25 protein-coding genes are annotated in these 25,266 nt (G+C 57.7%); 14 read left to right on the top strand and 11 right to left on the bottom strand.

Annotation, left to right across the window (positions count from 1 at the left end; translation table 11 throughout):
• The first annotated feature begins 62 nt into the window (after positions 1-62).
• The 5 genes from H5P17_RS18190 to cysM all read left to right on the top strand — a co-directional run bounded on the left by H5P17_RS18190 (position 63) and on the right by cysM (position 4,834).
• Positions 63-1,085: a sulfate ABC transporter substrate-binding protein gene (locus H5P17_RS18190; RefSeq protein WP_044552780.1), complete on the top strand. Its 1,023-nt coding sequence runs from the start codon at positions 63-65 to the stop codon at positions 1,083-1,085.
• On the top strand, positions 1,085-1,915 hold the full coding sequence (cysT, locus tag H5P17_RS18195; protein WP_182824436.1) for a sulfate/thiosulfate ABC transporter permease CysT: 831 nt from the start codon (positions 1,085-1,087) through the stop codon (positions 1,913-1,915). Before H5P17_RS18190 ends, cysT begins: the two co-directional genes overlap by 1 nt.
• Positions 1,915-2,790 (top strand): sulfate/thiosulfate ABC transporter permease CysW, encoded by an 876-nt coding sequence (gene cysW, locus H5P17_RS18200; protein WP_044552778.1) that lies wholly within the window; start codon positions 1,915-1,917, stop codon positions 2,788-2,790. The genes cysT and cysW overlap by 1 nt, the downstream gene beginning before the upstream one ends.
• Positions 2,780-3,868, top strand: a complete 1,089-nt coding sequence (gene cysA / locus H5P17_RS18205) for a sulfate/thiosulfate ABC transporter ATP-binding protein CysA (protein ID WP_044552777.1) — start codon at positions 2,780-2,782, stop codon at positions 3,866-3,868. The genes cysW and cysA overlap by 11 nt, the downstream gene beginning before the upstream one ends.
• Before the next feature lie 84 nt (positions 3,869-3,952).
• On the top strand, positions 3,953-4,834 hold the full coding sequence (gene cysM / locus H5P17_RS18210; RefSeq protein ID WP_182824438.1) for a cysteine synthase CysM: 882 nt from the start codon (positions 3,953-3,955) through the stop codon (positions 4,832-4,834).
• Between the two features lie 3 nt (positions 4,835-4,837).
• Here the strand turns inward: cysM and H5P17_RS18215 are convergent, their stop codons facing one another.
• Complete coding sequence (locus H5P17_RS18215) at positions 4,838-6,787, bottom strand: MacB family efflux pump subunit (RefSeq protein ID WP_182824491.1); 1,950 nt, start codon at positions 6,785-6,787, stop codon at positions 4,838-4,840.
• Between the two features lie 2 nt (positions 6,788-6,789).
• On the bottom strand, positions 6,790-7,983 hold the full coding sequence (locus H5P17_RS18220) for an efflux RND transporter periplasmic adaptor subunit (protein ID WP_182824440.1): 1,194 nt from the start codon (positions 7,981-7,983) through the stop codon (positions 6,790-6,792).
• A gap of 174 nt (positions 7,984-8,157) precedes the next feature.
• Between H5P17_RS18220 and H5P17_RS18225 the strand changes: the two genes are divergently transcribed.
• The gene (locus H5P17_RS18225; RefSeq protein ID WP_020827993.1) at positions 8,158-8,838 is read left to right on the top strand and encodes a response regulator transcription factor; all 681 of its coding nucleotides are present in this window, start codon (positions 8,158-8,160) and stop codon (positions 8,836-8,838) included.
• A 5-nt stretch (positions 8,839-8,843) separates the two neighbouring features.
• Complete coding sequence (locus H5P17_RS18230) at positions 8,844-10,160, top strand: ATP-binding protein (protein WP_182824442.1); 1,317 nt, start codon at positions 8,844-8,846, stop codon at positions 10,158-10,160.
• An 84-nt stretch (positions 10,161-10,244) separates the two neighbouring features.
• Here H5P17_RS18230 and crr read toward each other — a convergent pair whose 3' ends face one another.
• Genes crr through ptsH form a run of 3 tightly spaced genes read right to left on the bottom strand, consistent with a single transcriptional unit; the run spans position 10,245 to position 12,835 of the window.
• Positions 10,245-10,754: a PTS glucose transporter subunit IIA gene (gene crr / locus H5P17_RS18235; RefSeq protein WP_037424016.1), complete on the bottom strand. Its 510-nt coding sequence runs from the start codon at positions 10,752-10,754 to the stop codon at positions 10,245-10,247.
• A gap of 49 nt (positions 10,755-10,803) precedes the next feature.
• Complete coding sequence (gene ptsI / locus H5P17_RS18240) at positions 10,804-12,531, bottom strand: phosphoenolpyruvate-protein phosphotransferase PtsI (protein ID WP_020827991.1); 1,728 nt, start codon at positions 12,529-12,531, stop codon at positions 10,804-10,806.
• 46 nt (positions 12,532-12,577) lie between these two features.
• Positions 12,578-12,835, bottom strand: coding sequence for a phosphocarrier protein Hpr (gene ptsH, locus H5P17_RS18245; protein WP_004936458.1), 258 nt, complete (start codon positions 12,833-12,835; stop codon positions 12,578-12,580).
• A gap of 107 nt (positions 12,836-12,942) precedes the next feature.
• On the opposite strand from ptsH, the gene H5P17_RS18250 reads away from it, so the two are divergent.
• Positions 12,943-13,092 carry a hypothetical protein gene (locus H5P17_RS18250; RefSeq protein WP_020827990.1) on the top strand — a complete coding sequence of 50 codons (150 nt, stop codon included), beginning with the start codon at positions 12,943-12,945 and terminating at the stop codon, positions 13,090-13,092.
• A 138-nt stretch (positions 13,093-13,230) separates the two neighbouring features.
• Here the strand turns inward: H5P17_RS18250 and cysK are convergent, their stop codons facing one another.
• Together cysK and cysZ are read right to left on the bottom strand one after the other, a co-directional pair.
• The gene (cysK, locus tag H5P17_RS18255) at positions 13,231-14,199 is read right to left on the bottom strand and encodes a cysteine synthase A (protein ID WP_044552772.1); all 969 of its coding nucleotides are present in this window, start codon (positions 14,197-14,199) and stop codon (positions 13,231-13,233) included.
• 184 nt (positions 14,200-14,383) lie between these two features.
• Positions 14,384-15,145, bottom strand: a complete 762-nt coding sequence (cysZ, locus tag H5P17_RS18260; protein ID WP_182824443.1) for a sulfate transporter CysZ — start codon at positions 15,143-15,145, stop codon at positions 14,384-14,386.
• A 221-nt stretch (positions 15,146-15,366) separates the two neighbouring features.
• On the opposite strand from cysZ, the gene zipA reads away from it, so the two are divergent.
• The 3 genes from zipA to H5P17_RS18275 all read left to right on the top strand — a co-directional run bounded on the left by zipA (position 15,367) and on the right by H5P17_RS18275 (position 18,680).
• Positions 15,367-16,365: a cell division protein ZipA gene (gene zipA, locus H5P17_RS18265; RefSeq protein WP_182824445.1), complete on the top strand. Its 999-nt coding sequence runs from the start codon at positions 15,367-15,369 to the stop codon at positions 16,363-16,365.
• A 78-nt stretch (positions 16,366-16,443) separates the two neighbouring features.
• Complete coding sequence (gene ligA, locus H5P17_RS18270) at positions 16,444-18,465, top strand: NAD-dependent DNA ligase LigA (RefSeq protein ID WP_182824447.1); 2,022 nt, start codon at positions 16,444-16,446, stop codon at positions 18,463-18,465.
• Complete coding sequence (locus H5P17_RS18275) at positions 18,465-18,680, top strand: DUF3820 family protein (RefSeq protein ID WP_020827985.1); 216 nt, start codon at positions 18,465-18,467, stop codon at positions 18,678-18,680. The genes ligA and H5P17_RS18275 overlap by 1 nt, the downstream gene beginning before the upstream one ends.
• A gap of 34 nt (positions 18,681-18,714) precedes the next feature.
• On the opposite strand, the gene H5P17_RS18280 is transcribed toward H5P17_RS18275, so the two are convergent.
• Positions 18,715-19,707: a bile acid:sodium symporter family protein gene (locus H5P17_RS18280; RefSeq protein WP_044552767.1), complete on the bottom strand. Its 993-nt coding sequence runs from the start codon at positions 19,705-19,707 to the stop codon at positions 18,715-18,717.
• Between the two features lie 96 nt (positions 19,708-19,803).
• Here H5P17_RS18280 and H5P17_RS18285 point away from each other — a divergent pair, with 96 nt between their 5' ends.
• Positions 19,804-20,724 carry a LysR family transcriptional regulator gene (locus tag H5P17_RS18285; RefSeq protein ID WP_182824449.1) on the top strand — a complete coding sequence of 307 codons (921 nt, stop codon included), beginning with the start codon at positions 19,804-19,806 and terminating at the stop codon, positions 20,722-20,724.
• A gap of 1 nt (position 20,725) precedes the next feature.
• Here the strand turns inward: H5P17_RS18285 and H5P17_RS18290 are convergent, their stop codons facing one another.
• Together H5P17_RS18290 and H5P17_RS18295 are read right to left on the bottom strand one after the other, a co-directional pair.
• On the bottom strand, positions 20,726-21,202 hold the full coding sequence (locus H5P17_RS18290; RefSeq protein ID WP_182824451.1) for a FlxA-like family protein: 477 nt from the start codon (positions 21,200-21,202) through the stop codon (positions 20,726-20,728).
• Between the two features lie 59 nt (positions 21,203-21,261).
• Entirely contained in the window at positions 21,262-21,810 is a 549-nt protein-coding gene (locus tag H5P17_RS18295) for a nucleotidyltransferase family protein (RefSeq protein WP_182824453.1), read from the bottom strand.
• A 211-nt stretch (positions 21,811-22,021) separates the two neighbouring features.
• Here H5P17_RS18295 and H5P17_RS18300 point away from each other — a divergent pair, with 211 nt between their 5' ends.
• On the top strand, positions 22,022-23,407 hold the full coding sequence (locus tag H5P17_RS18300) for an ethanolamine ammonia-lyase subunit EutB (protein WP_182824455.1): 1,386 nt from the start codon (positions 22,022-22,024) through the stop codon (positions 23,405-23,407).
• Positions 23,404-24,195 (top strand): ethanolamine ammonia-lyase subunit EutC, encoded by a 792-nt coding sequence (eutC, locus tag H5P17_RS18305; protein ID WP_182824457.1) that lies wholly within the window; start codon positions 23,404-23,406, stop codon positions 24,193-24,195. Before H5P17_RS18300 ends, eutC begins: the two co-directional genes overlap by 4 nt.
• Here the strand turns inward: eutC and H5P17_RS18310 are convergent.
• Positions 24,174-25,076 carry a LysR family transcriptional regulator gene (locus H5P17_RS18310; RefSeq protein ID WP_182824459.1) on the bottom strand — a complete coding sequence of 301 codons (903 nt, stop codon included), beginning with the start codon at positions 25,074-25,076 and terminating at the stop codon, positions 24,174-24,176. The genes eutC and H5P17_RS18310 overlap by 22 nt on opposite strands.
• Between the last annotated feature and the right edge of the window lie 190 nt (positions 25,077-25,266).

The following is a 25,266-nucleotide window of genomic DNA, read 5'->3' on the forward strand; positions in this document are numbered from 1 at the left end:
TAAATACACTGGTCAACATCAGGGCGAAAGCCCGGCAGATTGATTCAGCTATAAGGTGCACAATGAAACAAACACGGGTTAAAAATTTCATGCTGAAAGGATGGTTGGCGGCGGCGCTGTTAGCCAGCGGTACCGTTTCGGCCGCTGAACTGCTGAACAGCTCCTATGACGTTTCCCGTGAATTGTTTACCGCGCTGAACCCGGGTTTTGAACAGCAGTGGAACCAGCAGCATCCGGGCGACAAGCTGACCATCAAACAATCTCACGCCGGCTCTTCCAAGCAGGCGCTGGCGATATTGCAGGGGTTACGTGCCGACGTAGTGACCTACAACCAGGTGACCGACGTGCAGATCCTGCACGATCGCGGCCAACTGATCCCGGCGGACTGGCAGGCTCGTTTACCGAACAACAGCTCACCTTTCTATTCCACCATGGCTTTCCTGGTGCGCAAGGACAACCCAAAAGGCATCCATAGCTGGAACGATTTGGTGCGCGACGATGTGAAGCTGGTGTTCCCGAACCCGAAAACCTCCGGCAACGGCCGTTATACCTATCTGGCTGCCTGGGGAGCCGCCAACCAGGCTGACGGCAACGATCAGGCCAAAACCCGTGCGTTTATGACCCGATTCCTGAAAAACGTGCTGGTGTTCGACACCGGCGGTCGCGGGGCGACCACCACCTTTGTGGAACGCGGGCTGGGTGACGTGCTGATCAGTTTTGAGTCGGAAGTGAACAATATTCGCAAGCAGTATGGCGAGGACAAGTATCAGGTGATCGTACCGCCGGTCGATATTCTGGCGGAGTTCCCGGTCGCCTGGGTCGACAAAAACGTGGAAAGAAACGGCACTGAACAGGCCGCCAAAGATTATTTGAATTACCTCTACAGCCCGGCTGCGCAGCAGGTGATCACCAGCTTCTACTATCGCGTGTATGACAAGCAGGCGATGGCGGCCGCGAAGGGCCAATTCCCACAGACCAAACTGTTCCGTGTAGAAGATCAGTTTGGTGGTTGGCCGCAGGTGATGAAGACGCATTTCTCTACCGGTGGCGAGTTGGATCAACTGTTAGCGGCAGGGCATAAGTAATGTTGTTGTCCAGCAAACGGGTTCTGCCTGGGTTTGGTCTCAGTCTGGGAAGCAGCCTGTTTTACACTTGCCTGATCCTGCTGCTGCCGCTCAGCGCACTGGTGATGCAACTGGCGCAGATGAGCCTGGCGCAATATTGGGAAGTGGTTTCCAACCCGCAGGTGGTTGCGGCCTATAAGGTTACGCTGCTGGCGGCGGGCGTCGCCAGCCTGTTTAACTCGGTGTTCGGCATGCTGATGGCCTGGATCCTGACTCGCTATCGTTTTCCGGGGCGTACGCTGCTGGATGGCCTGATCGACCTGCCGTTTGCTCTGCCGACGGCGGTGGCCGGTTTGACGCTGGCGGGGCTGTTTTCCACCACCGGGTGGTATGGCCAATGGTTGGCGCATTTTGACATCAAGGTGACGTTCACCTGGCTCGGCATCGCGGTGGCGATGGCATTCACCAGTTTGCCCTTCGTGGTGCGTACCGTTCAGCCGGTGCTGGAAGAGCTGGGGCCCGAATACGAAGAGGCCGCAGAGACCCTGGGCGCGACCCGCTGGCAGAGCTTTCGCCGCGTGGTGATGCCGGAGCTGGCCCCGGCGCTGCTGGCCGGCACGGCCATTTCCTTTACCCGCAGCCTGGGCGAATTTGGCGCGGTGATTTTCATCGCCGGCAACATCGCCTGGAAGACGGAAGTGACCTCGCTGATGATTTTCGTTCGCCTGCAGGAGTTCGATTATCCGGCGGCCAGTGCGATTGCCTCGGTGATCCTGGCGGCTTCGCTGCTGTTGCTGTTCAGCATTAACGTTCTGCAAAGCCGCTTTGGCCGACGCATCGGGGGGCACTGATGGCGGATATCTCTGAGTTCAACGGCGTCGAACGCCCGCGCGTCAATTGGGGCAAGTGGACGCTGATCGGTATCGGCGTGTTGTTTTCGGTCTTGCTGTTGGTGGTGCCGATCATTTCGATTTTCGCTGAAGCCTTTTCCAAGGGCGCCGGCGCGATGTGGAGCAATCTGGTCGATCGCGACATGTTGCACGCTATCTGGCTGACGGTGCTGATTGCCCTGATTACCGTGCCGTTCAACCTGGTGTTCGGCACCTTACTGGCCTGGTTGGTGACGCGGTTCACTTTCCCCGGCCGCCAGCTGCTGCTGACGCTGATCGACATTCCGTTTGCCGTGTCACCGGTGGTGGCGGGGCTGATTTACCTGCTGTTTTACGGCAGCAATGGCCTGCTGGGCGGTTGGCTGGATGCGCACAATATCCAGATCATGTTCTCCTGGCCGGGCATGGTGTTGGTGACCATTTTCGTGACTTGTCCGTTCGTGGTGCGTGAGCTGGTGCCGATGATGCTCAGCCAGGGCAGCCAGGAAGACGAGGCCGCCATTTTACTGGGCGCTTCCGGTTGGCAGATGTTCCGCCGGGTGACGTTGCCGAACATTCGCTGGGCGCTGCTGTACGGCGTGGTGCTGACCAATGCGCGCGCCATTGGCGAATTCGGCGCGGTCTCGGTGGTGTCCGGTTCTATTCGCGGCGAGACCTTTAGCCTGCCGCTGCAGGTCGAGTTATTGCAACAGGATTACAACACTGTTGGCTCCTTTACCGCCGCCGGGTTACTGACCCTGATGGCGATAGTGACCCTATTTTTGAAGAGTGGCCTGCAATGGCGTCTGGAACGTCAGAATGCACGTCTCGAGCGGGAGGAAAATCATGAGCATTGAGATTAACGGTATCAACAAGTTTTTCGGTCGTACCAAGGTATTGAACGATATCTCGCTCGATATTGCCTCCGGTGAGATGGTGGCGTTGCTGGGGCCGTCGGGCTCCGGCAAAACCACGCTGCTGCGTATTATCGCCGGGCTGGAAAGCCAGAGCGGCGGCAAGCTGGGCTTCCACGGTACCGACGTCAGCCATGTGCATGCCCGCGATCGCCGGGTGGGTTTCGTGTTCCAGCATTATGCGCTGTTCCGCCATATGACCGTGTTCGACAACATTGCCTTTGGCCTGAGCGTGCTGCCGCGTCGTGAACGCCCGAATGCCGCGGCAATCAAACAAAAAGTGACCCAGCTGCTGGAGATGGTGCAGCTTGGCCATTTGGCTAACCGCTATCCGTCACAGCTTTCCGGTGGCCAGAAGCAACGCGTGGCTTTGGCTCGTGCACTGGCGGTAGAGCCGCAGATTTTGCTGCTGGACGAACCTTTCGGCGCGTTGGATGCGCAGGTGCGTAAAGAACTGCGCCGTTGGCTGCGACAGCTGCATGAAGAACTGAAGTTTACCAGCGTGTTCGTCACCCACGATCAGGAAGAGGCGATGGAAGTGGCCGACCGTATCGTGGTGATGAGTCAGGGCAATATTGAACAGGTAGGGTCGCCGGAAGAAATTGTCCGCGAACCGGCCAGCCGCTTTGTGCTGGAATTCATGGGCGAAGTGAACCGCCTGAGCGGAGAAATCCGTGGCTCGCAGCTGTTCGTCGGCGCGCACCAGTGGCCGCTGTCGTTCCAGCCGATGCATCAGGGCAAGGTGGATCTGTTCCTGCGGCCTTGGGAAATGGAAGTGGGCACCGAGAGCAGCGAACGCTGCCCGTTGCCGGTGCAGGTGCTGGAGATCAGCCCGCGTGGCCACTTCTGGCAGATGACCGTTCAGCCGATCGGTTGGCACCAGGAACCTATCAGCGTAGTGTTGCCCGACGGCAACGAGCCGCCGGTTCGCGGTGGCCGTTATTACGTCGGCAGCCTGAATGCGCGCCTGTACGCCGGCGATCGGTTGCTACAACCTGTTGCGTTAGCTAAAAGCGCCTGATAGTTTTTACCTCCCAACATCATTTTAAAGGCAACCCCGGGGTTGCCTTTTTACATTACGCACTTCAACACACAGGCAAAGAACGTGACAACGCTCGAACAATGCATCGGCAATACCCCGCTGGTAAAATTACAACGTCTGGCCACAGGGCTGGGCGGCGAGGTTTGGGTCAAACTGGAAGGCAATAATCCGGCGGGCTCGGTGAAGGATCGAGCCGCGCTGGCGATGATCCAGCAGGCGGAATTGCGCGGCGAGATAAAACCCGGTGACCGGCTGATTGAGGCCACCAGCGGTAACACCGGCATTGCATTGGCGATGATCGCGGCGTTGAAAGGCTATGCTTTGACGCTGCTGATGCCGGAAAACATGAGCCTGGAACGTCAGGCGGCGATGCGCGCCTACGGGGCCGAGCTGATCCTGGTCAGCCGGGAAGTGGGTATGGAAGGCGCGCGTGACCTGGCGTTGGACATGCAGAATCAGGGGCAAGGCAAGGTGCTGGATCAGTTTAACAATCTGGACAATCCTTACGCCCACTTCACCACCACCGGCCCGGAAATCTGGCAGCAGAGCCAGCAGCGGGTCACCCATTTTGTCTCCAGCATGGGCACCACCGGCACCATTACCGGCGTGGGTGGTTACCTGAAGAGCCAAAATCCGCAGGTGCAGATCATTGGCCTGCAACCGGCGGAAGGCAGCAATATTCCCGGTATTCGTCGCTGGGCACCGGCCTATCTGCCGGGTATCTTCCGCCCGGAGCTGGTGGATCAGGTGCTGGACATCGAGCAAACCGACGCCGAGCAGACCATGCGTCAGCTGGCGCAGCGCGAAGGCATTTTCTGCGGCGTCAGCTCCGGCGGTGCCGTGGCCGGTGCGCTGCGGATCGCGGCGTCGAATCCGGGCAGCGTTATTGTGGCGATCATCTGCGATCGCGGCGATCGTTACCTCTCCACCGGCGTTTTCGGCTGAGGGTTACTCCCTTTCCAACGCATGTATCGGATCCATCCCGGCAGCTCGTCTTGCCGGGAAGAAGCCAAAAATAACCCCGATCAGCGTCGAACAGATAAACGCGGCGACGATGGACTCGGTGGAATACACCATCGTGAAATTGTCGCTGAATTGGCCGAACACCACGCCGATCCCCAGCGACAGCAGAACCCCCAAAGTGCCGCCCAGCAGGCACACCAGCACTGCCTCAATCAAAAATTGTTGCATGATGTCGCTGGCGCGGGCACCGACCGCCATACGCACGCCGATTTCGCGGGTGCGTTCGGTGACCGACACCAACATGATATTCATCACCCCAATCCCGCCAACCACCAGAGAAATCAATGCGATCATCGACACCAGCAGCGTCAGGGTGGCGGTGGTTTTCTCAATGGTCTGGCGAATGCTGTCGGTATTCATCACAAAGAAGTCCTTGCCACCATGGCGCTGGCTCAGCAGACGGGTCACGCCGTCTTCGGCGCTGGTGAGATCGATATCGTCGTTAACCCGCACGGTGATGCTTTTCAGGTAGCTCTGGCCCAGCATGCGTTTCATGGCGGTGGTGTAGGGGATCCAGACGTTAAGGGTTTCGTCGCTGCCGAAGCCGCTCTGTTTTTTGGCGGCGACGCCGATAATGCGGCACGGCAGCGAGCCGAGCAGGATCACTTCGCCAAGCGGGTTGGCCCCCTGAGGAAACAGTTTGTTGCGGGTGTTTTCGTCAATCACCGCCTCCTGCATCAACTGGTCGACGCTATGGCGGTTAAACGCCATGCCGCTGTCGATGCTGTAACCGCGCACCAGGAAATACTGCTCACCGACGCCATTGACCGTGCCGCTGACCGACTGATTGCCATAGCGGAAGGTGGTGCTGCTTGAAACGGTCGGCGTGACGCTGTGCACGTAGCCCTGCTGCGCCAGCGCATCGGCGTCGGTGGCCCGCAGCGTCTGTACTGCAGCAGAACGCATATCGCCGAAATCTTTGCCCGGATAGACCTCCAGCGTGCTGGTGCCCATGGCGTTGATGTTGGCCAGCACCTGCTGTTGAGAACCCTTGCCCAGCGCCACCACTGACACCACCGAGGCGATGCCGATGATGATGCCGAGCATGGTCAGCAGGGTGCGCAAGCGTTGGGAGGCCATCGCCAGCAGTGCCATTTTGAATGCTTCGTACAGGCGATCTCGTTGGGATCGCCAGCGGTTGACGGCGCTATCCGGCGTTTTCGGCAGGCGTGCGACGGTTTGGGTGGTTTTCTGCCGGTCGGCGATAATCTCGCCGTCGCTAAGTTCAATGATGCGCTGAGCATGTTCGGCGATCTGCATATCGTGAGTGACAATCACCACCGTATGGCCGCGAGCGTGCAGGTCTTTCAGGATGCTCATCACTTCTTGCCCGCTGTGGCTGTCCAGTGCGCCGGTGGGTTCGTCCGCCAGAATCACCTCGCCGCCGTTCATCAAGGCGCGAGCGATACTGACGCGTTGCTGCTGGCCACCGGAGAGCTGACTGGGAAGATAATTCAACCGTTGCGCCAGGCCGAGCCTTTGCAGCAGATCGGCGGCACGTTGTCGACGTGCGCCGCGCGCATGGCCGGCATACACCGCCGGGACCTCCACGTTGCCTTGGGCGCTAAGATCTCCCAGCAGATGATAGCGCTGAAAGATAAAACCGAAATGTTCGCGGCGCAGTTCGGCCAGGCTGTCGCGATCCAGCTGAGAGGTACTGCGGCCGGCCACCTGATAATCCCCCTCGCTTGGGCGATCGAGACAGCCGAGAAGGTTCATCAAGGTTGATTTGCCGGAGCCGGAGGCGCCCACGATCGCCACCATTTCACCTTGGGCAATGGTGAGATGGATATTGTTCAGCACGGTGACGTTTTGTTCACCGGCCTGAAAACGGCGGCTGATGCCGCGCAGCTGCAGCAGAGGCGGTAGGTTCATCATCACATCCCCATCGGCGGTGGACCCATGCGCCGTGGGGTGCTTTGGGTCGCGGCATTGACCTGGCTGACAATCACTTTCTCGCCGGCCAACACGCCGCTGATGATCTGTGCGTCGACGTTATTATTGATGCCGACCTTGACCGGACGGCGGGCGATATTGCCCTGACTATCGACCACTTGCACCCAGTCTCCCTGCAAGGCGGTAGCGGGGATCACCACGGCATTTTCCGCCTTGGCCAGCACGATATACACCTGCGCGGTCATTGAGATGCGGAGTGCCCCATCTGGGTTTGCCACATCGAACAGGCCGTTGTAGTAAATCGCGGTGCTGGAACTGGAAGTGCTGCTGGAACTGCTGGTGCTGGTCGAGGTGGTTTCGTCGTTGATCGAGTCAGGTGCCGGCTCTATGGCCCGCAGTTGGGTGCTGTATCGCTTGCCCGGTTCGCCGAGGATGGTGAAATAGACCGGCATGCCGGCTTTCACCTTGACCACGTCGGCTTCGGATATTTGCGCTTCGACAGTCATGGTAGCCAACTGGGCGACTTTAACGATGGTCGGCGCACTCTGTACTGCGTTCACCGTTTGGCCTTCTTCTACCGGCAACGCGACGATGGTGCCGTCGATCGGCGAGGTGATTTTGGTGTAACCGAGGTTAACCTGCGCGGTATTGACCGCGATTTGCGCCTGAATGATCTGCGCATCCAGCGCGTTGATGTCGGCGCGGGTGGCAACCAGCGCGGCCTGGGCACTGTCCAAATCAGCTTGCACACCGACGCCGCGCGCCACTATGGCCTGCTGACGCTGATAAACCAGCTGATTGTTGCGCAGCGCCGCCATTTTGGACGCGCGCTGAGCCTGAACGTTTTTTAAGGCCGCTTCTGCATCCCTCAGGGCGTTCTGCTGGGTTAAGTCATCAATCTCAGCCACTCGCTGGCCTTTATGCACTTTGTCGCCCAGCGTCACGTACAGGGCCTTTATCTGGCCCGACACCTGAGCGCCCACGCTAACCTGCTTTTGCGCTTCTATCGTACCGTCCGCCAGCACCGTTTGTTCCAGGTCACGGGTTTGCGCTACCGCAGTGATATACCGCGGCGTTTCTGTAGCGTCGTGGGATCGGAAGTAGAGAAATAGGGCGATAGCAGCCACAATAGCAGTGGGCACCCGATAGCGTTTAACGCGTTGAAACGATGGCATGACGATAAGCTTTCCTGACATAAAAGCGTGACGAAATTCTGTTGCACTAATTTAGCGCGCCGTCGACCGGGCTGCGGTTAAGTGGCCTTCAGGAATATGTAAGGATTGAGTAAAACCGGCTGCGAAGCAGGCAAATAGGCGTGAAAATGGCGAAAATCCGCGAAGGAGTAAGGCATGAAAATTTTATTGGTCGATGATGACCTCGAACTCGGCACCATGCTGAGTGAATACCTGACTGGCGAAGGGTTCAACGCCACGCTGGTGCTGACCGGCAAGGCGGGCGTGGAAGGTGCGTTATCAGGTGACTACACCGCGATGATCCTCGACATCATGCTGCCGGACATGAGCGGCATCGACGTACTGCGCGACGTGCGTAAAAAGAGCCGCATGCCAATCATTATGCTGACGGCAAAAGGCGACAATATCGATCGGGTTATCGGGTTGGAAATGGGCGCCGATGACTATATGCCCAAGCCATGCTACCCCCGTGAGCTGGTGGCGCGCCTGCGTGCGGTGCTGCGTCGTTTCGACGAGCGCCCGGAAGAAGTGGACGACGAAATTGCCATTAACTTCGGTGAGCTGACCCTCAATCCATCGACCCGCAGCAGCGAATGGCGCGGTAAACCTTTCGATCTGACCGCTTCCGAATTCAACTTGCTGGAGCTGTTGCTGCGCGCACCCGAGCGGGTGGTATCGAAAGACGAGCTGTCGGAAAAAGGGTTAGGGCGCCCGCGCGAAGCCTATGACCGCAGCGTTGACGTTCATATCAGCAACATTCGCCAGAAGTTGGGAGCGTTGACGGATAATGCGCTCAGTATTGAAACGGTGCGCAGCATCGGCTATCGCATCCGATAATGGCCATGCGCGGAAGACTCTTCTGGAAAATCCTGCTCGGCTTCTGGCTGACGTTTATCATCATGACGCAGGCGCTGTGGGTCGCTTTTTCTTTGTATGGCGATCGCTATGAGCCGCCGGAAAATGCGATGGCCCGCCGGGCGGTCACGCTTCAACTGACATCGGCCGCCACGCAGTTGCGCAATGGCGGAATGCCGGCATTGAACGCCATGCTGAAAGACTGGCCGGATGGCGATCGGCGCTTGCTGTCCGTCACGCCAATGGCTCAGCCGCCGGCACCGGAGGAGCCGGTATTTGAAGGCCGTCGCAGGCTAAAAGAAGTCACTGCATGGGTAGCGGGCGAAGGGGGGGCTGGCTACCTGCTGAGTTACGACATGCGTGCCCTGCGGGAAGAATACAGCCCGAACCGGCGTCCGCACGTATTCAATATCCCTATGCCGATGCTTTGGGTCGGCGGGCTGGCGGGGTTGCTGTTCAGCACGGTGCTGGCCTGGAACCTGACCCGGCCGATGCGCAAGCTGCGCGACGGTTTTGACCGCGTAGCCCAGGGCGACTTATCGGTACGTTTGTTCCCGGCGATGCGCCGGCGGCATGATGAACTGTCTGAAGTGGCGCGTGATTTTGACAGCATGGCCGAGCGGCTGGAGCTGTTGGTCAGCGCCCGCGAGCAGCTGCTGCACGATGTCTCGCACGAACTTCGCTCGCCGCTGGCCCGGTTGCAGTTGGCCATTGGCCTGGCGCGGCAAAATGAAGGCAACGTCGAGAACTCGCTGCAACGCATTGAGCATGAAGCGGGGCGGCTGGACAAAATGATTGGCGAACTGCTGGCGCTGTCACGTGCCGAGAGCAACAGTCTGCCGGATGAAGAGTACTTCGATCTGTACGGGCTGGTGGATGCGGTGGTGAGCGACGCGCGTTACGAAGCGCAGATCCCTGGTGTCGAGATCGTGCTGCAGGCCAGTTCGGACGTGGAGTATACCGTCAAGGGCAATGCCGAGCTGATGCGGCGCGCGGTGGATAATATCGTGCGTAACGCGTTACGTTTCTCCAGCCATGGTCAGCGGGTGACGGTGGTGTTGACGCGAATCGACCAACTGTTCCAAATAGAGGTCAGCGATCAGGGGCCTGGGGTGGAAGAGTCGAAGCTCTCCAGCATCTTTGATCCGTTCGTCAGGGTAAAATCGTCGATGTCGGGCAAGGGTTACGGGCTGGGACTGGCGATCACCCGCAAGGTGGTGCTGGCACACGGCGGGCAGGTTGAGGCACGCAACGGCGAACAGGAAGGTCTGGTGATTACCCTGCGCATTCCACGTTGGAATTGAGTAACGGCTCCCAGGGGCGCTGCATGCTTGCACGACAGACATAAAAAAACGGCGCCAGGGGCGCCGTTCTTATCTCATTCGCAATTACTTCTTGATGCGGATGATTGGGGTCTCACCAACGGTCACGTTACCGGACAGTTTGATCAGCTCTTTGATCTCGTCCATGTTGGAGATAACCACCGGCGTCAGGATAGACTTGGCTTTCTCTTCCAGCAGGGCCAGGTTGAACTCGATAACGACGTCACCTTTCTTGACGCGCTGGCCTTCTTCAGCGATGCGTTTGAAGCCTTCGCCTTTCAGTTCAACGGTGTCGATACCGAAGTGGACAAACAGCTCGATGCCGCTGTCTGATTCGATAGAGAAAGCATGGTTGGTTTCGAAAATTTTACCGATAGTACCGTCAACCGGGGCAACCATTTTATTGCCGGTAGGTTTGATGGCAATACCGTCGCCAACGATTTTTTCAGCAAATACTACGTCAGGCACATCTTCGATATTAACGATTTCGCCAGAAAGTGGAGCTACGATCTCGATAGTGCCCGTGTCTTTCTTGTCATCAGAAACCAGAGATTTCAGTTTATCGAACAAACCCATGATCTTCTCCTAAGCATTAAATTGGGCGGCGTTCCAGTGTCGTGGAAGTTTAGCAGAGCGTCTTTTCTTCGATGAATTTATTCACGCAATTCATCAGATCTTGCGCCGTTGGCTGTGCCAAGGCTTGCGCTGCCAACGCCTTCACATCTTCGAAATTAGTATTACGAATAATTTTCTTGATGCGCGGGATTGAAATCGCACTCATGCTGAACTCATCCAGCCCCATGCCCAATAACAACAGTGTAGCACGCTCATCGCCAGCCAGTTCACCGCACATACCGGTCCACTTGCCTTCTGCATGAGATGCATCAATAACCTGTTTGATCAGGCCAAGCACTGATGGGGACATCGGGTTATAGAGATGAGAAATCAGCTCATTGCCGCGATCTACCGCCAGAGTATACTGGGTTAGATCGTTTGTCCCAATACTAAAGAAGTCGACTTCTTTCGCCAGGTGATGAGCAATCACTGCCGCGGCCGGTGTTTCCACCATTACGCCCACTTCAATGGTCTCGTCAAAGGCCTTGGATTCTTCACGCAGTTGCGCCTTCAGCGTCTCGATCTCGCCTTTCAGATCGCGGACTTCTTCCACGGAAATGATCATCGGGAACATGATGCGCAGTTTGCCGAAGGCGGAAGCGCGCAGGATGGCGCGCAGTTGCGCGTGCAGGATTTCTCTGCGGTCCATGGCGATACGAATCGCGCGCCAGCCGAGGAATGGGTTCTCTTCTTTCGGCAGGTTCATGTACGGCAGGTCTTTGTCGCCGCCGATGTCCATGGTGCGGACGATCACGGCCTGTGAGCCCATGGCTTCCGCAACGGCTTTATAAGCCTGGAACTGCTCGTCTTCGGTCGGCAGTGAATCGCGGTCCATGAACAGGAATTCGGTACGATACAGGCCGACACCTTCAGCGCCGTTGCGCTCTGCACCGGCGACGTCGCGCACGGTACCGATGTTGGCACAGACTTCAACCTGATGACCGTCCAGCGTAATCGCCGGCAGATCTTTCAGCTTGGCCAGATCGTTTTTCTCGGTGACGTACTGGTTCTGTTCGGCTTTCAGCTGATCGATAACGTCAGCGGTCGGGTTAACGTAAATTTTATTGTTAACCGCATCCAGAATCAGATAGTCGTCGTTCTTCACCTGCTTGGTCACGTCGCTGGTGCCTACGATTGCCGGCAATTCCAGGGAGCGAGCCATGATGGAGGTGTGGGAAGTCCGGCCGCCGAGATCGGTGATGAAGCCCAGCACTTTGTCCAGGTTCAACTGTGCGGTCTCAGACGGGGTCAAATCGGTAGCGACCAGGATAACTTCGTCCTGGATGGCGCTCAGATCGACGATAGCCAGGCCCAGAATGTTCTGCAGCAGGCGTTTACCGATGTCGCGTACGTCGGCCGCACGCTCTTTCAGGTATTCATCGTCGAGTTCTTCCAGTGCTTTCGCCTGGCCTTCGATGATGGTGTAGGCCGCAGCGTCTGCAGAAGCCAACTCATCTTTGATTAGGGCTATGATTTCCTGCTCAAGCTCTTCGTCTTCCAACAGCATGATGTGGCCTTCGAAGATAGCTTCTTTCTCTTCGCCGAAGGTTTCGCCAGCTTTGGTCTTGATCGCTTCCAACTGCTCGGACGCTTTGGCGCGGCCGGCAAGGAAACGTGAGACTTCCTGCTCTACATCATCTGCAGAGATTTTCTTCCGGTTGATGACAATTTCATCTTCTTTCAGTAGGAGAGCCTTACCAAAAGCGATACCCGGTGATACTAAAATGCCTGAAATCATAACCCTACCTTACTCTTGACTGGTGTTAACTAAGAAGACGGGCCGATTACTCAAGCTCTGCCATCAGTTTTACCAAGTGCTCAACGGCTTTCTGCTCGTCTTCACCTTCAGCGGAGATGGTCACTACGGTCCCTTGAGTCAGCCCCAGAGTTTGCAGTTTGAACAGGCTTTTGGCGCTGGCGCTTTTCCCGTTAGAGGTCACGGTGATGTCAGAAGTGAAGCCTTTGGCTTCTTTAACGAACTGAGCGGCAGGGCGAGTGTGCAGACCATTCGGAGCGGTAATAGTAACTTCTTGCTGGAACATTGATGTTTCCCCAACTTATTGGTGTGTCGTGGAGCTAAAGTTTAGCCCAAGGGTATGACTTTAGCTTGTCTGGTTAGCGCCTGACTATGGTACAGGGGCGAGCATTGATGCAACAGAAAACGACGAGTTTGGCACTTCAGATCAAAAAATTTGGCTTCCGCCGTCGTTTCAATCCGCGCTTCATTATGCCGTGTTTAACGCATCAGCGACAAATGAGTAAATCGATTCAGCCTAAACAAGAAATGAAGGGCGATTAATTTTGCGCATCGAAATAATGCACCGTTAAATACTAAAGCTGACGGGTAAAATCAATCTTTGACTGCTATAAACTTTGATCCAGCCCACAAAAAAGCACCCCGAAAGGTGCTTTTTTAGCGATTTATGCACGGCTGGCACTACTGTTGCAGTTCTTGCTCGGTGAACAAATCGGCGAACAGGGCGGTGCTCAAATAACGTTCGCCGGAAGACGGCAAAATCACCACGATGGTTTTGTCGGCGAACGCCGGTTCTTCGGCCAATTTCACCGCTGCGGCCACCGCGGCACCGGAGGAAATGCCCGCCAGAATGCCTTCTTCGTCCATCAGACGGCGCGCCATGCTGATGGCCTCGTCGTTGGTGATTTGTTCCACGCGGTCCACCAGATCGAGATCCAGGTTGCCGGGAATAAAGCCTGCGCCGATGCCCTGAATTTTGTGCGGGCCCGGTTTGATTTCTTCACCGGCCAGCGCCTGGGTGATAACCGGCGAGTCGGTAGGCTCCACCGCCACGGTGGTGATCGCCTTGCCTTTGGTGTTTTTGATGTAGCGGCTGACACCGGTCAGCGTGCCGCCGGTACCGACGCCGGAAATGAAGACGTCAACTTCGCCATCGGTGTCGTCCCAGATTTCCGGGCCGGTAGTTTGTTCGTGGATCGCCGGGTTAGCCGGGTTGCTGAACTGCTGCAGGATGATGTAACGGTTCGGATCGGTGGCGACGATTTCTTCCGCCTTGGCGATCGCGCCCTTCATGCCTTTTGCGCCTTCGGTCAGCACCAGGTTGGCGCCCAGCGCCTTAAGCAGCTTGCGGCGTTCGATGCTCATGGTTTCCGGCATGGTCAGCGTCAGCTTGTAGCCACGCGCCGCGGCGACGAACGCCAGAGCGATGCCGGTGTTGCCGCTGGTCGGCTCCACCAATTCTTTACCGGCGACCAAAATGCCACGCTTTTCTGCGTCCCAAATCATATTGGCACCGATGCGGCATTTAACGCTAAAGCTGGGGTTGCGTGATTCAACCTTGGCCAGAATGCGTCCGTTGCCGATACGGTTCAGACGAACCAGCGGCGTATGGCCGATTGTTAATGAGTTGTCTTCATATATCTTGCTCATAGCCCGTCCTTTAACTCTATGAAAAATGTGGGGAACGTCGAAAGCATACGCTAACAGTACCGGCAGGGAAGTAAAGAATTGGTATATCTATATGTTATTAGGAAATAAGTTTTAAGCACAAGGATAAGGGCGCAAATTGCGCGCCCTGTCGAAGAATTAATCGTAATGCGGCCAATAAAACGGCTCAGGCACGGACGAATTGTGGGCGATAACGATCGACCCACATGGCGGTGGCACCGCAAACCGCGACCGGCAGGATCACCAGGTTAAGGATGGGGATCATGGTGAACAGGCTGACCATGGCGCCAAACTGCAGGTTGTCGGTTTTATGCTGGCGCAGCGCGCGGCGCATATCGGCGAAGCTGACCTTGTGGTTATCGAACGGGTAGTCGCAATACTGGATGGCCAGCATCCAGGCGCTGAACAGGAACCACAGCACCGGTGCTACCGTTTGGCCGATGCCCGGGATGAAATAGAGTATCAACAGCACCAGCGCGCGCGGCAGGTAGTAGGCCAGCTTGCGCCATTCGCGCGCCATAATGCGCGGCAGATCTTTCACAATGCCAAAAATGCCGGTATCCGGCAGCGGTTTGCCGGTCAGGCTGCCTTCCAGCTGTTCGGCCAGCAAGCCACAGAACGGGGCGGCAATCAGGTTGGTGATGGTGCTGAACAGATAGCTGAACACCAACAGGACGGAAATCACCGCCAGCGGCCACAGGACATAGCTGAGCCACTGCAGCCAGGTCGGCACATGGCTCATCATGCTGGGGATCCAGTCGCCAAGCTGACTGAACAGCCACCAGAAGGCGGATCCCATCAACAGCACGTTGACCAGTAACGGCAAGACGACATAGCGTTTAATCCCCGGGCGCGAAATCAGGCGCCAGCCTTCGGCGAAATAATGAAAGCCGCTGGTGGAGTGAGAAGGTGACTGCGAATAGGACATATCTTAAGTTATCTCTTTGTCTGAACAGGCATCGCTATCATATCGGGATGATTTTCTACTGGCTAGGGTGACATTGGCTGAAAAAACAGCAAAAAAAGGCAGAATAATCATCTTTATTGGCATAAAGTTCAGCACGGACTTGCACTTGTGTGCTTGGGCAAATAGAGTTAAAGAGTGAATGTTTGCCGCGGTGGCAATGTATTGGAACAACAGAGATAGCAATGATGCAGGATTTGCGTCTGATATTAATCGTTGTTGGCGCGATCGCCATAATAGCGTTGTTATTGCACGGTCTTTGGACCAGTCGTAAGGAACGCTCATCGCTTTTTCGCGATCGCCCAGCCAAACGTTCCAAAAAGGAACGTGAACAATCCCCGATCGACGATCTCGATGAAGGCGTGGGAGAGGTGCGTTTACGCTCCGCTCACTCGCAAGATGAGCCGTCCTTTGGTCATTTTGATGCCGCTCGCGAAGAACCCGTGGTTGCGCACAAGCCCGCTCCGGCGGCTGAGCCAGCACCGCGTGCCGTTCAACCGGCTGCTCATCAGTCTCCGCCACCGCTTTCTCAGCGACCGGATTATGATGACATCCTGCTGGACAACTACGCGCAGGATGAAGACGACGAGCCGCAGCAGCCTGCGCCGCGCCGTGAACCGCGCGTTGACGATCTGCCGCCAGTGGCGCATGCAGCGGAGCCGGCGTTCCACGCCGAACCTGCTCATCAGCCACAGCCGGAAGAGAAGCCAGCGGTGGTGCACGAGCCTCAGCCTGCACCTGCTGCCGTCAAACCGGCAAAACTGAAAGAAACCGTACTGGTGCTGCACGTTACCGCACATCAGGGTGGCGTGATCGGCGGCGAAGTTCTGCTGCAGAGCGTGCTGCAAGCGGGCTTCCAGTTTGGCGAAATGGGCATTTTCCATCGCCATATCAGTCCTGCGGGCAGCGGTCCTGTGCTGTTTAGCCTGGCGAATATGGTCAAACCAGGGTCCTTTGATCCTGAGATGATGTCCGATTTCTCAACGCCGGGCGTCTCGATGTTCATGATGGTGCCGTCGTATGGCGACGCTAATCAGAACTTCAAGCTGATGCTGCAATCGGCACAGCGGATCGCCGACGACGTGGGTGGTGTGGTGCTGGACGACGAGCGCCGCATGATGACCCCGCAGAAGCTGGAAACCTACAAAGCGCGCATTCGTGAAGTGTTGGATAACAACGACTAAACGGCTGCTACGCGCACTGAACATCCGTAACAACAAAGCCCCCGCCTGCCGGGGGTTTTTTATCTTTGATGGTGAGCCATGGAATCGATAATCCAACAAATCAATCAACTACGAACCTCACTGCGCCATCATGAATATCAATATCATGTACTGGACGCGCCGGAAGTGCCGGATGCGGAATACGATCGCCTGATGCGTGAACTGCGCGAGCTGGAAAGCGCACATCCTGAGTTGATCACCGCCGACTCTCCCACCCAGCGCGTGGGCGCGGCCCCTTTGGCGGCGTTCGATCAGGTACGCCATGAAGTGCCGATGCTGTCGCTGGACAACGTTTTTGACGAAGAGAGCTTCCTGGCGTTCTACAAGCGGGTGCAGGATCGCCTGAAGAGCAGCGAGCCGCTGACCTTCTGCTGTGAACTGAAACTGGACGGCCTGGCGGTCAGTTTGCTGTACGAAGAGGGCGAGCTGGTGCGCGCGGCCACGCGCGGTGACGGTACCACCGGTGAAAACATTACCTCCAACGTGCGTACCATCCGCGCCATTCCGCTGCGGTTGACCGGTGACAACATCCCGCGTCGGCTGGAAGTGCGTGGCGAAGTCTTTATGCCGCAGGCCGGTTTCGAGCAGATGAACGAAGAGGCGCGTCGCAAAGACGGCAAAATCTTTGCCAATCCGCGTAACGCCGCCGCCGGGTCGATCCGTCAGCTTGATCCGCGTATCACCGCCAAGCGGCCTCTGACCTTCTTCTGCTATGGCGTTGGCCTGTTGGAAGGGGGCGACTTGCCGCGCAGCCACTGGCAGCGTCTGATGCAGTTCAAAGAGTGGGGCCTGCCGGTCAGCGATCGCGCCAAATGTTGCACCGGCAGCGACGAAGTCCTGGCGTTTTATCGCCAGGTCGAGCAGGACCGCGCGCAGCTTGGTTTTGATATCGACGGTGTGGTAGTGAAGATCGACGATATTGACCTGCAAGAAACGCTTGGCTTTGTGGCGCGTGCGCCACGCTGGGCGACGGCGTTCAAATTCCCGGCACAGGAACAGATAACCCAGGTGCGCGAGGTGGAGTTCCAGGTGGGCCGTACCGGGGCGATTACCCCAGTGGCGCGTCTGGAGCCGGTGCTGGTTGCCGGGGTGATAGTCAGCAACGCCACGCTGCATAACGCCGACGAAATTGAACGTCTGGGCCTGCGCATTGGTGATACGGTGATCGTGCGCCGCGCCGGTGACGTGATCCCACAGGTGGTGGGGGTAATTGCCGATCGTCGCCCTGCGGATGCGCGTGAGATCGTATTCCCGCAACACTGTCCGGTATGCGGTTCCGACGTCGAACGGGTGGAAGGCGAAGCGGTGGCTCGCTGCACCGGCGGGCTGATTTGTGCAGCGCAGCGCAAAGAGGCACTGAAGCATTTCGTTTCCCGCAGAGCGTTGGACGTTGACGGCATGGGCGACAAAATCATCGAACAACTGGTGGAAAAAGAGTACGTCAAGGATCCGGCGGATCTGTTCCGCCTGTCCGCCGGTATTCTGACCGGGTTGGATCGCATGGGGCCGAAATCGGCACAGAATCTGGTCAACGCGCTGGAGAAGTCCAAGCAAACCACCTTCGCCCGTTTCCTGTATGCGTTGGGCATTCGTGAGGTCGGCGAAGCAACGGCCGCCAATCTGGCGGCGCACTTCGGCACGCTGGAGAAGCTGTTCGCGGCGGATATCGAAGCGCTGAAAGAAGTGCCGGACGTGGGGGAAATCGTGGCGAAGCACACGCGTCATTTCCTTGACGAAGAGCTTAACCAGAAGGTCATCAATGAACTGGTCAGCGACGAAATCGGCATCACCTGGCCGGCACCGGTGGTGATAGTGGCGGACGAGATCGACAGCCCGTTTGCCGGTAAAACCGTGGTGCTGACGGGCTCGCTGAGCCAGCTTTCACGTGATGAAGCCAAAGATCGCCTGACGGCGTTGGGTGCCAAGGTCAGCGGCAGCGTCTCGAAGAAAACCGACCTGGTGATTGCCGGGGAAGCGGCCGGTTCCAAGCTGGTGAAGGCGCAGGAACTGGGCATTGCGGTGATCGACGAAGCGGAAATGATCCGCCTGTTGGGTGCCTGATGGAAAAAGAGAACCTGCTGGAAATCGCCAACACCGTGATGCCGTTCGGCAAATACCAAGGGCGGGTGCTGATTGACCTGCCCGAGGAGTACCTGCTGTGGTTTGCCCGCAAGGGGGAGTTCCCGAACGGCAAGCTCGGCATGCTGATGGAAATGACGCTGGCGATTAAAATCGAAGGGCTCGACCACCTGGTCAAGCCGCTGAAGAAAAGCTGAGTGGCCGGGCGCGGCAATCGTCGCGCCCGTTTGATTATCCCCGCGCCGTTTCGGCGTTTGGCACTGCCTGTTTTTCCTGCTGTTTCTTTTGATAGCGGCGTGCCAGCACGGCGCAGGTCATCAGCTGGACCTGGTGGAACACCATCAGCGGCAACACCATAATCCCCACGGTAGCGGCCGGGAACAGGATATTGGCCATTGGGATACCGTTCGCCAGGCTTTTCTTCGAACCGCAGAACACGATGGTGATCTCATCGGCTTTACTAAAGCCCAGCCAGCGCGCCATGTAAGTGTTCACCACCAGCACGATCGTCAGCAGCACCAGGCTGCCCACCACGATAAACACCAGCGATCCCAGACCGACCTGATGCCAGATACCGTGCGTAACGGCTTCGCTGAAGGCCGCGTAAACCACCAACAGGATCGAGGTCTGATCGGTCTTGCCAATCAGCTTGCGGTTGCGTTCAATCCATTTGCCAATCAGCGGGCGCGACAGGTGACCGGCCACAAAGGGCACTAACAGCTGCAGGACGATGGAACCCACCTGCTGCAGGCTGCCGGTCTCTCCGTGAACGTTCATCAGCAGCCCGACCAGTAGGGGCGAAACGAAAATCCCCAGCAGGCTTGAGGCCGAAGCGCTGCACACCGCCGCCGCCACGTTGCCGCCCGCCAATGAAGTAAAGGCGATGGCCGATTGCACGGTGGCGGGCAGAATGCACAGATAAATAAAACCGGAATACAGCTCCGGACTGACGTTGACCGGCGACCACCATTTAAACAGTACGCCCAGCGCCGGGAAAATAATGAAGGTGCTGAACATCACCCACAGGTGCAGCCGCCAGTTGTTGCTGCCGGCCAGAATGGCTTCGCGCGACAGCTTGGCGCCGTGCATAAAGAACAGCAGGGCGATGGCGGCGATGGTCAACGCGTTCAGCCAGCCGACAAACTCGCCGCGCGCCGGCAGGAACGAAGCCAGCAGCACGGTGGCGATCAACGTCAGGGTAAAGCGATCGGGCAAGAATCTCATGGCGGCGTACTCGGATGAAAAATCAATGCGCCCATTGTCGCGCGGCGGGATATAATAATTAAATTGATTTATTTAATTCATTTATGAATAAAAAACATGAATTACTCGATTAAGCAGCTCAGGGTTTTTGTCGCCATCGCCCGCCATCGCAGTTTCAGCCGCGCCGGTGAGGCCATTGGCCTGACTCAGTCGGCGGTCAGCCACAGCGTGAAAGAGCTGGAGGCGGAGGTCGGCGTTCGCCTGCTCGATCGCACCACCCGAGAAGTGGTGCTGACCGACGCCGGGCAGCGTCTGGCCAACCGCGTCGAGCGCTTGCTGGATGAGCTGCAGGCGTCATTGCTGGATGCACGCAGCTTCGGCGTGCAGCGGAGCGGTACGGTGCGGGTGGCCTCCAGCCAAACCATCTCCGCTCACCTGATGCCGCAGTGTATTGCGGCAGGGGAAAAACAGTACCCGGATATTCGCATTATGCTTCGCGACCAGGCACAACAGCAGGTTCTGCACAGCATTCGCAACGCCGAGGTGGATTTTGGCATCGTGGTGGATCCGGTACAGGTCGTGGATCTGGACTGCGAGCCTATCCTGCATGAACCCTTCCTGCTGCTGTGTCGTAACGATCACCCCTTCGCCGGGCTGACCGAGGTGCACTGGTCGGCGCTGAACGGCAGTCGTCTGGTGCTGCAGGATTATGCCTCCGGCAGTCGGCCGCTGATTGACAGCGCGCTGCGTCAGCAAGGGGTGGAGGCGAAGGTGGTGCAGGAGATTGGCCACCCGGCGACGCTGTTCCCGATGGTGGCGGCAGGTATCGGCATCAGTATTTTTCCTGCGCTGGCGTTACCGCTGCCGGAAGGGGGGCAATTAAAGGTGCGTCGGCTGCAGCCGGAAATCAACCGCGCACTGATGCTAGTGCGGCGTAAAAACCGTTCGCTGACACCCGCGGCGGAAGCCATCTGGCAGGTGGTGGCGCAGCAGGCGGCGTTACTGCAGCAACAGCGCCGACAGCAAGCGGACTACTGAGTCAGATATACACATCTACGGCATTGGCGGCCGTCGGGCGGTTGATGCCGTCGCCCTTGGCGGAGGCAATGTTCTCGTTGGCTTTAGCCATCTGCTCCGCCTGCTGTTTTTCCATCTCTTCTTTTTGAATGCGCGCGATCTCGGCCTGCAGCATTTTGATCTGCGCCTGAATCAGCTGTTTCTGCTTTTCTATCTCTTTGGGATCGCTGTCTGAATCTTTCAGATCCACCAGTTTTTGCTGCAGAGCCTGAATCTGTTTGTTCAGCACTTTGATGCGTGCTGAAGCGCTGCTGTCGGAAATATTAACCCGATCGCCAGCGCCAGCCTGTTGGGTTTCTTTGGATTTGTCGCCTTCAGGCTGCTGATGCACCGGCTTGGCCATCAGCACCTGGCCTGTATTACCGGGAGCGCTAAAAACGTTGCTGACGCCGGGTACGGTATTTTTCACCGGAACAATCATGGTGATGCTGGTCGACATAATGCTCTCCCTGAGTCTTGATATGGCTACTCAGGGTATCGGCAGCCTGGGGAAAAACTTTACCCGCGAATTTGCCGCAGGCGCGGCCAGCGTTGTAACCAGCCCTTGCCGACAACCCGCTGTTCATAGGCATCGAGGTCGCCGTTTTTGGCATTGAAGGTAATAGTGTCGGCAAAAAGCCCCTCGAGACCTAACGGCGCTACCAGCGTGATGCTGTCGTCCGCATTCAGGCGGGCACCCACTGCCGTTTCCACCTCGGTCCAAAAACTGATGGCGTCTTCGCTATTGCGATAAGGGGCTCGACCGCTACGCAAATGCATACGCGCCTGGTTTTTCACAGACCAGGGCTGTGGCAGCCACTCTTGCAGCCGCGTTTCCAGCATGTGGTCACGTTCCGCCTCCGGGCGCTGTGGGTCGAAATGGATCACGTCGATGTCGTTGAGCGGCGTAGACGTAGCGTAACCGTGGCGTTGGTCCCAGACCAGATTGCGCACAAAACCGGCCCCCAGGCACCAGTCATTCAGCCCTAGGCGTCGCGCGGTGCGCAAAGCCATCATTCTTTCATCATCTTGCTGTAACCATTGGATAATTTTCTGCTGCCGGGTCATTACCTCTCCTTTGTTGCGGCTACTGTAACCCGAAGTGCCCGCAGGCGAAATGCCGTGCATGATTTTAGTGCGCCTTGCTCAGGTGCGGACCGCCCGGCGGGAGCGTTAAGCGGCTGATTTTCGACAAAAAATAATTTCGCGCCCCGACTGGCTACACTTGGTACAGGGTTTGCAACTTCCACCGACCATTCAGGGCAGAACAGGGGGCGCTATGTATCAGGCCACGCTTAGCCGGCGCAGCTACCGTTTCAGAGATTTACGCCAGTTGTTGGCCAAGGCGTCACCGGCACGTTCCGGCGATTATCTGGCGGAGCTGGCGGCGGATAGCGCAGAAGAACGCATGGCGGCGCGCATCGCATTGGCGGATGTACCGCTGAAAACCTTTCTCCAGCAGCTGCTGGTGCCCTATGAACAAGATGAGGTCACACGGCTGATTGTCGATAGCCACGATGCGCTGGCCTTTGCGCCGATATCGCACCTGACGGTGGGGGATTTCCGCGATTGGCTCTTGAGCGAGCAGGCGGACAGCGCGATGCTGGCACGGGTGGCTGCCGGTATTACACCGGAAATGGCGGCGGCAGTGAGTAAATTGATGCGCAATCAGGATCTTATCCTGGTGGCGAAGAAGTGCCGGGTCATCACGCGTTTTCGCAATACCCTCGGCCTGCCGGGGCGGCTTAGCGTGCGGTTGCAACCGAATCATCCTACCGACAGCCTGCAGGGCATTGCCGCCAGTATGCTTGACGGCCTGCTGTATGGCAGCGGCGACGCGGTGGTGGGGATCAATCCGGCCAGCGACAGCCTGCCGCTGTTGGAAAAGCTCAATTACATGCTGGACGATGTGATCCAGCGCTTTGCTATTCCGACGCAATCCTGCGTGCTGACCCATGTGACGAATACGCTGCGGCTGATGGAGCGTGGTACGCCGGTGGATTTGGTGTTCCAGTCGATCGCGGGTACCGAAGCGGCCAATCAGGGGTTCGGCATCAATCTGGCGCTGCTGGCGGAAGCGCAGCAGGCGGCACTGAGCCTCAACCGCGGCACGTTAGGCAATAACGTCATGTATTTCGAAACCGGGCAGGGCAGCTGTTTGTCGTCCAATGCGCACCACGGTGTCGATCAGCAAACCTGCGAAGCGCGGGCCTATGCGGTGGCACGTCATTTCTCCCCGCTGTTGATCAACACCGTGGTCGGGTTTATCGGCCCGGAATATCTGTACGATGGTAAACAGATTATCCGGGCCGGATTGGAGGATCATTTCTGTGGCAAGCTACTCGGCCTGCCGCTGGGGTGCGACGTGTGTTACACCAACCACGCGGAGGCGGATCAGGACGACATGGACACGCTGCTGACGCTGTTGGCCACCGCCGGGCTGACTTTCCTGATTGGCGTGCCAGGCGCGGATGACATCATGCTCAATTATCAAAGCACTTCATTCCACGACGCGTTGTATATCCGCGAATTGTTGGGGCTGAAACACGCGCCGGAGTTTGCCGACTGGCTGACCAAAATGCAGATTACCGACGAACGAGGCCAACTGCGTGATACCGCCGCCAATCACCCCTTGTTACTGGCGTTGCAGGGAGAGAATCGATGAGCAAACCGGTGCACGTTAACCGTTGGGACGCATTGCGCGCCTTTACCGATGCGCGCATTGCATTGGGGCGTACCGGCTCCAGCCTGCCAACGGAGGAGTTGCTTAAATTCGGCTTGGCCCATGCGCAAGCGCGTGATGCGGTACATCAGCCGTTTGATAGCGATACGCTGGCCGGGACCTTGCAGGAGCAAGGTTGGCAAACCTTGACGGTGCACAGTCAGGCCGCCGATCGCACCGCCTATCTCCGGCGGCCGGATCTCGGGCGGCGTTTGGCTCCCGACAGCCGCAGCCTGCTGCTGGGCCTGCCGGAAAAACCGGCCGATCTGCTGCTGGTGGTGGCGGACGGCTTGTCCTCCAAGGCAGTGCACCGTCAGGCGCTACCTTTGTTGCAGGCGCTGCGACCTTATCTCGATGGGCTGGGGCTTTCGGTTGCCCCTGTGGTATTGGCACACCAATCCCGGGTCGCGCTGGGGGATGATATCGGCGAGTGTTTGCAGGCCAGAGCGGTGGCGATGTTGATCGGCGAGCGGCCGGGCTTATCGTCGCCGGACAGCCTCGGTATTTACCTCACCTGGGGGCCGAACACCCGGCGGCGCGAGTCGGAGCGCAACTGTATCTCCAACGTGCGTCCGGAAGGCCTCGATCACCCACTGGCGGCGTTCAAACTGGCCTGGCTGCTGGAGCAGGCTTTCCAGCGTCGACTGACCGGGGTGGAACTGAAAGACGAAAGTGACAACCCGGCGCTGCAGGGGCGGGTTTCCCCGCGTTACTCCCAGCTCGGCGGCTGACCGATGCTTTGTTTTAACAGAGTAATAAACAGGTTCAGCCGCGCGGACACCTTCGCCACCGGCCGTAACAGGTAAATGCCCTGTTGCTCCTGGCGAGGGTCTTCCAACACCTGCAGCAAGCGGCCGGCCTGAATATCCGGCCCAACCACCCAGTTGGGCAAAAAGGTGAGCCCCAGCCCCAGCAGCGCCGCCTGGCGCTGAGCCGTAAAGTCGTCACAGCGCAGCACCATGCTGCAGCGGCTCATCAGCGGAACGCTGAGGATTTGCGCCCAACAGGCCGGTTGTTGCTTATGGTAGCGGGCAATCAGCCGATGTTGCGGCAACGCATTGAGGTCGGCCGGCTGTCCGTAACGGGCAATATAATCAGGGCTGGCGCACATCACCCAGCGCTGGGTCGCTATGCGGCTGGCATACAGCCCGCTGTCTTTCTGTTCGCCGATGCGGATAGCGGCATCCAACAGTTCCTGGGTCGGATCGGTTTGGCGTTCGGTCAAATCCAGGTCGACAAACAATTGCGGGTAGCGTTCAGCCAGCGTCGGCAACAGCGGCAGGATATAGGTTTTGCCGAAGGTAGGCAGGCAGCTGATACGCAGCGTGCCTTGCGGCATATCGTTCCACGAAGCCAGTTCGGCGCGGATGTCGGTGATATCCGTCAGCAGCGTGCTTGCTCGCGCCTGCAGCCTTTCACCCGCATCCGTCAGCATCAGACCCCGCGTGGAACGGATAAACAGCGTAGTGTCCAGGGCGTTTTCCAGCGCATCAATGTGGCGCACCAGCGAAGAAGGCACCATTCCCAGCTTGCGAGCGGCGGCAGAGAAGCTGCCCAACAGGGCAACCTCGAGAAATATCGGCAGATGTTCAACATAGCGGGCGTCATTCATCTTTGCATTATATGCAAAAGCGTTTCTTATGAATACCAGGTTCTCCGTCCGTCGCAATGCGGCTACTCTTTTTTCGGGCTTACGGAAAGCGATGGCGTGCCGTTCCCCCTGCTGCACAGAGAAAAAACGCATAAAACTCGCGGTTTTTAGAACTTTAAATACAGTATTTCCCTCAGGCACCGCTGTGCGC

The organism is Serratia sp. OS31 (genome assembly GCF_014164835.1).
In the GTDB taxonomy this organism is placed as follows: domain Bacteria; phylum Pseudomonadota; class Gammaproteobacteria; order Enterobacterales; family Enterobacteriaceae; genus Serratia; species Serratia liquefaciens_A.

Coding starts and splice junctions, on each gene's coding strand:
- H5P17_RS18190 (WP_044552780.1), top strand. CDS start 63: ATGAAACAAACACGGGTTAAAAATTTCATGCTGAAAGGATGGTTGGCG.
- cysT (WP_182824436.1), top strand. CDS start 1,085: ATGTTGTTGTCCAGCAAACGGGTTCTGCCTGGGTTTGGTCTCAGTCTG.
- cysW (WP_044552778.1), top strand. CDS start 1,915: ATGGCGGATATCTCTGAGTTCAACGGCGTCGAACGCCCGCGCGTCAAT.
- cysA (WP_044552777.1), top strand. CDS start 2,780: ATGAGCATTGAGATTAACGGTATCAACAAGTTTTTCGGTCGTACCAAG.
- H5P17_RS18215 (WP_182824491.1), bottom strand. CDS start 6,787: ATGAACCTACCGCCTCTGCTGCAGCTGCGCGGCATCAGCCGCCGTTTT.
- H5P17_RS18220 (WP_182824440.1), bottom strand. CDS start 7,983: ATGCCATCGTTTCAACGCGTTAAACGCTATCGGGTGCCCACTGCTATT.
- H5P17_RS18225 (WP_020827993.1), top strand. CDS start 8,158: ATGAAAATTTTATTGGTCGATGATGACCTCGAACTCGGCACCATGCTG.
- H5P17_RS18230 (WP_182824442.1), top strand. CDS start 8,844: ATGCGCGGAAGACTCTTCTGGAAAATCCTGCTCGGCTTCTGGCTGACG.
- crr (WP_037424016.1), bottom strand. CDS start 10,754: ATGGGTTTGTTCGATAAACTGAAATCTCTGGTTTCTGATGACAAGAAA.
- ptsI (WP_020827991.1), bottom strand. CDS start 12,531: ATGATTTCAGGCATTTTAGTATCACCGGGTATCGCTTTTGGTAAGGCT.
- ptsH (WP_004936458.1), bottom strand. CDS start 12,835: ATGTTCCAGCAAGAAGTTACTATTACCGCTCCGAATGGTCTGCACACT.
- H5P17_RS18250 (WP_020827990.1), top strand. CDS start 12,943: ATGCAACAGAAAACGACGAGTTTGGCACTTCAGATCAAAAAATTTGGC.
- cysK (WP_044552772.1), bottom strand. CDS start 14,199: ATGAGCAAGATATATGAAGACAACTCATTAACAATCGGCCATACGCCG.
- cysZ (WP_182824443.1), bottom strand. CDS start 15,145: ATGTCCTATTCGCAGTCACCTTCTCACTCCACCAGCGGCTTTCATTAT.
- zipA (WP_182824445.1), top strand. CDS start 15,367: ATGATGCAGGATTTGCGTCTGATATTAATCGTTGTTGGCGCGATCGCC.
- ligA (WP_182824447.1), top strand. CDS start 16,444: ATGGAATCGATAATCCAACAAATCAATCAACTACGAACCTCACTGCGC.
- H5P17_RS18275 (WP_020827985.1), top strand. CDS start 18,465: ATGGAAAAAGAGAACCTGCTGGAAATCGCCAACACCGTGATGCCGTTC.
- H5P17_RS18280 (WP_044552767.1), bottom strand. CDS start 19,707: ATGAGATTCTTGCCCGATCGCTTTACCCTGACGTTGATCGCCACCGTG.
- H5P17_RS18285 (WP_182824449.1), top strand. CDS start 19,804: ATGAATTACTCGATTAAGCAGCTCAGGGTTTTTGTCGCCATCGCCCGC.
- H5P17_RS18290 (WP_182824451.1), bottom strand. CDS start 21,202: ATGTCGACCAGCATCACCATGATTGTTCCGGTGAAAAATACCGTACCC.
- H5P17_RS18295 (WP_182824453.1), bottom strand. CDS start 21,810: ATGACCCGGCAGCAGAAAATTATCCAATGGTTACAGCAAGATGATGAA.
- H5P17_RS18300 (WP_182824455.1), top strand. CDS start 22,022: ATGTATCAGGCCACGCTTAGCCGGCGCAGCTACCGTTTCAGAGATTTA.
- eutC (WP_182824457.1), top strand. CDS start 23,404: ATGAGCAAACCGGTGCACGTTAACCGTTGGGACGCATTGCGCGCCTTT.
- H5P17_RS18310 (WP_182824459.1), bottom strand. CDS start 25,076: ATGAATGACGCCCGCTATGTTGAACATCTGCCGATATTTCTCGAGGTT.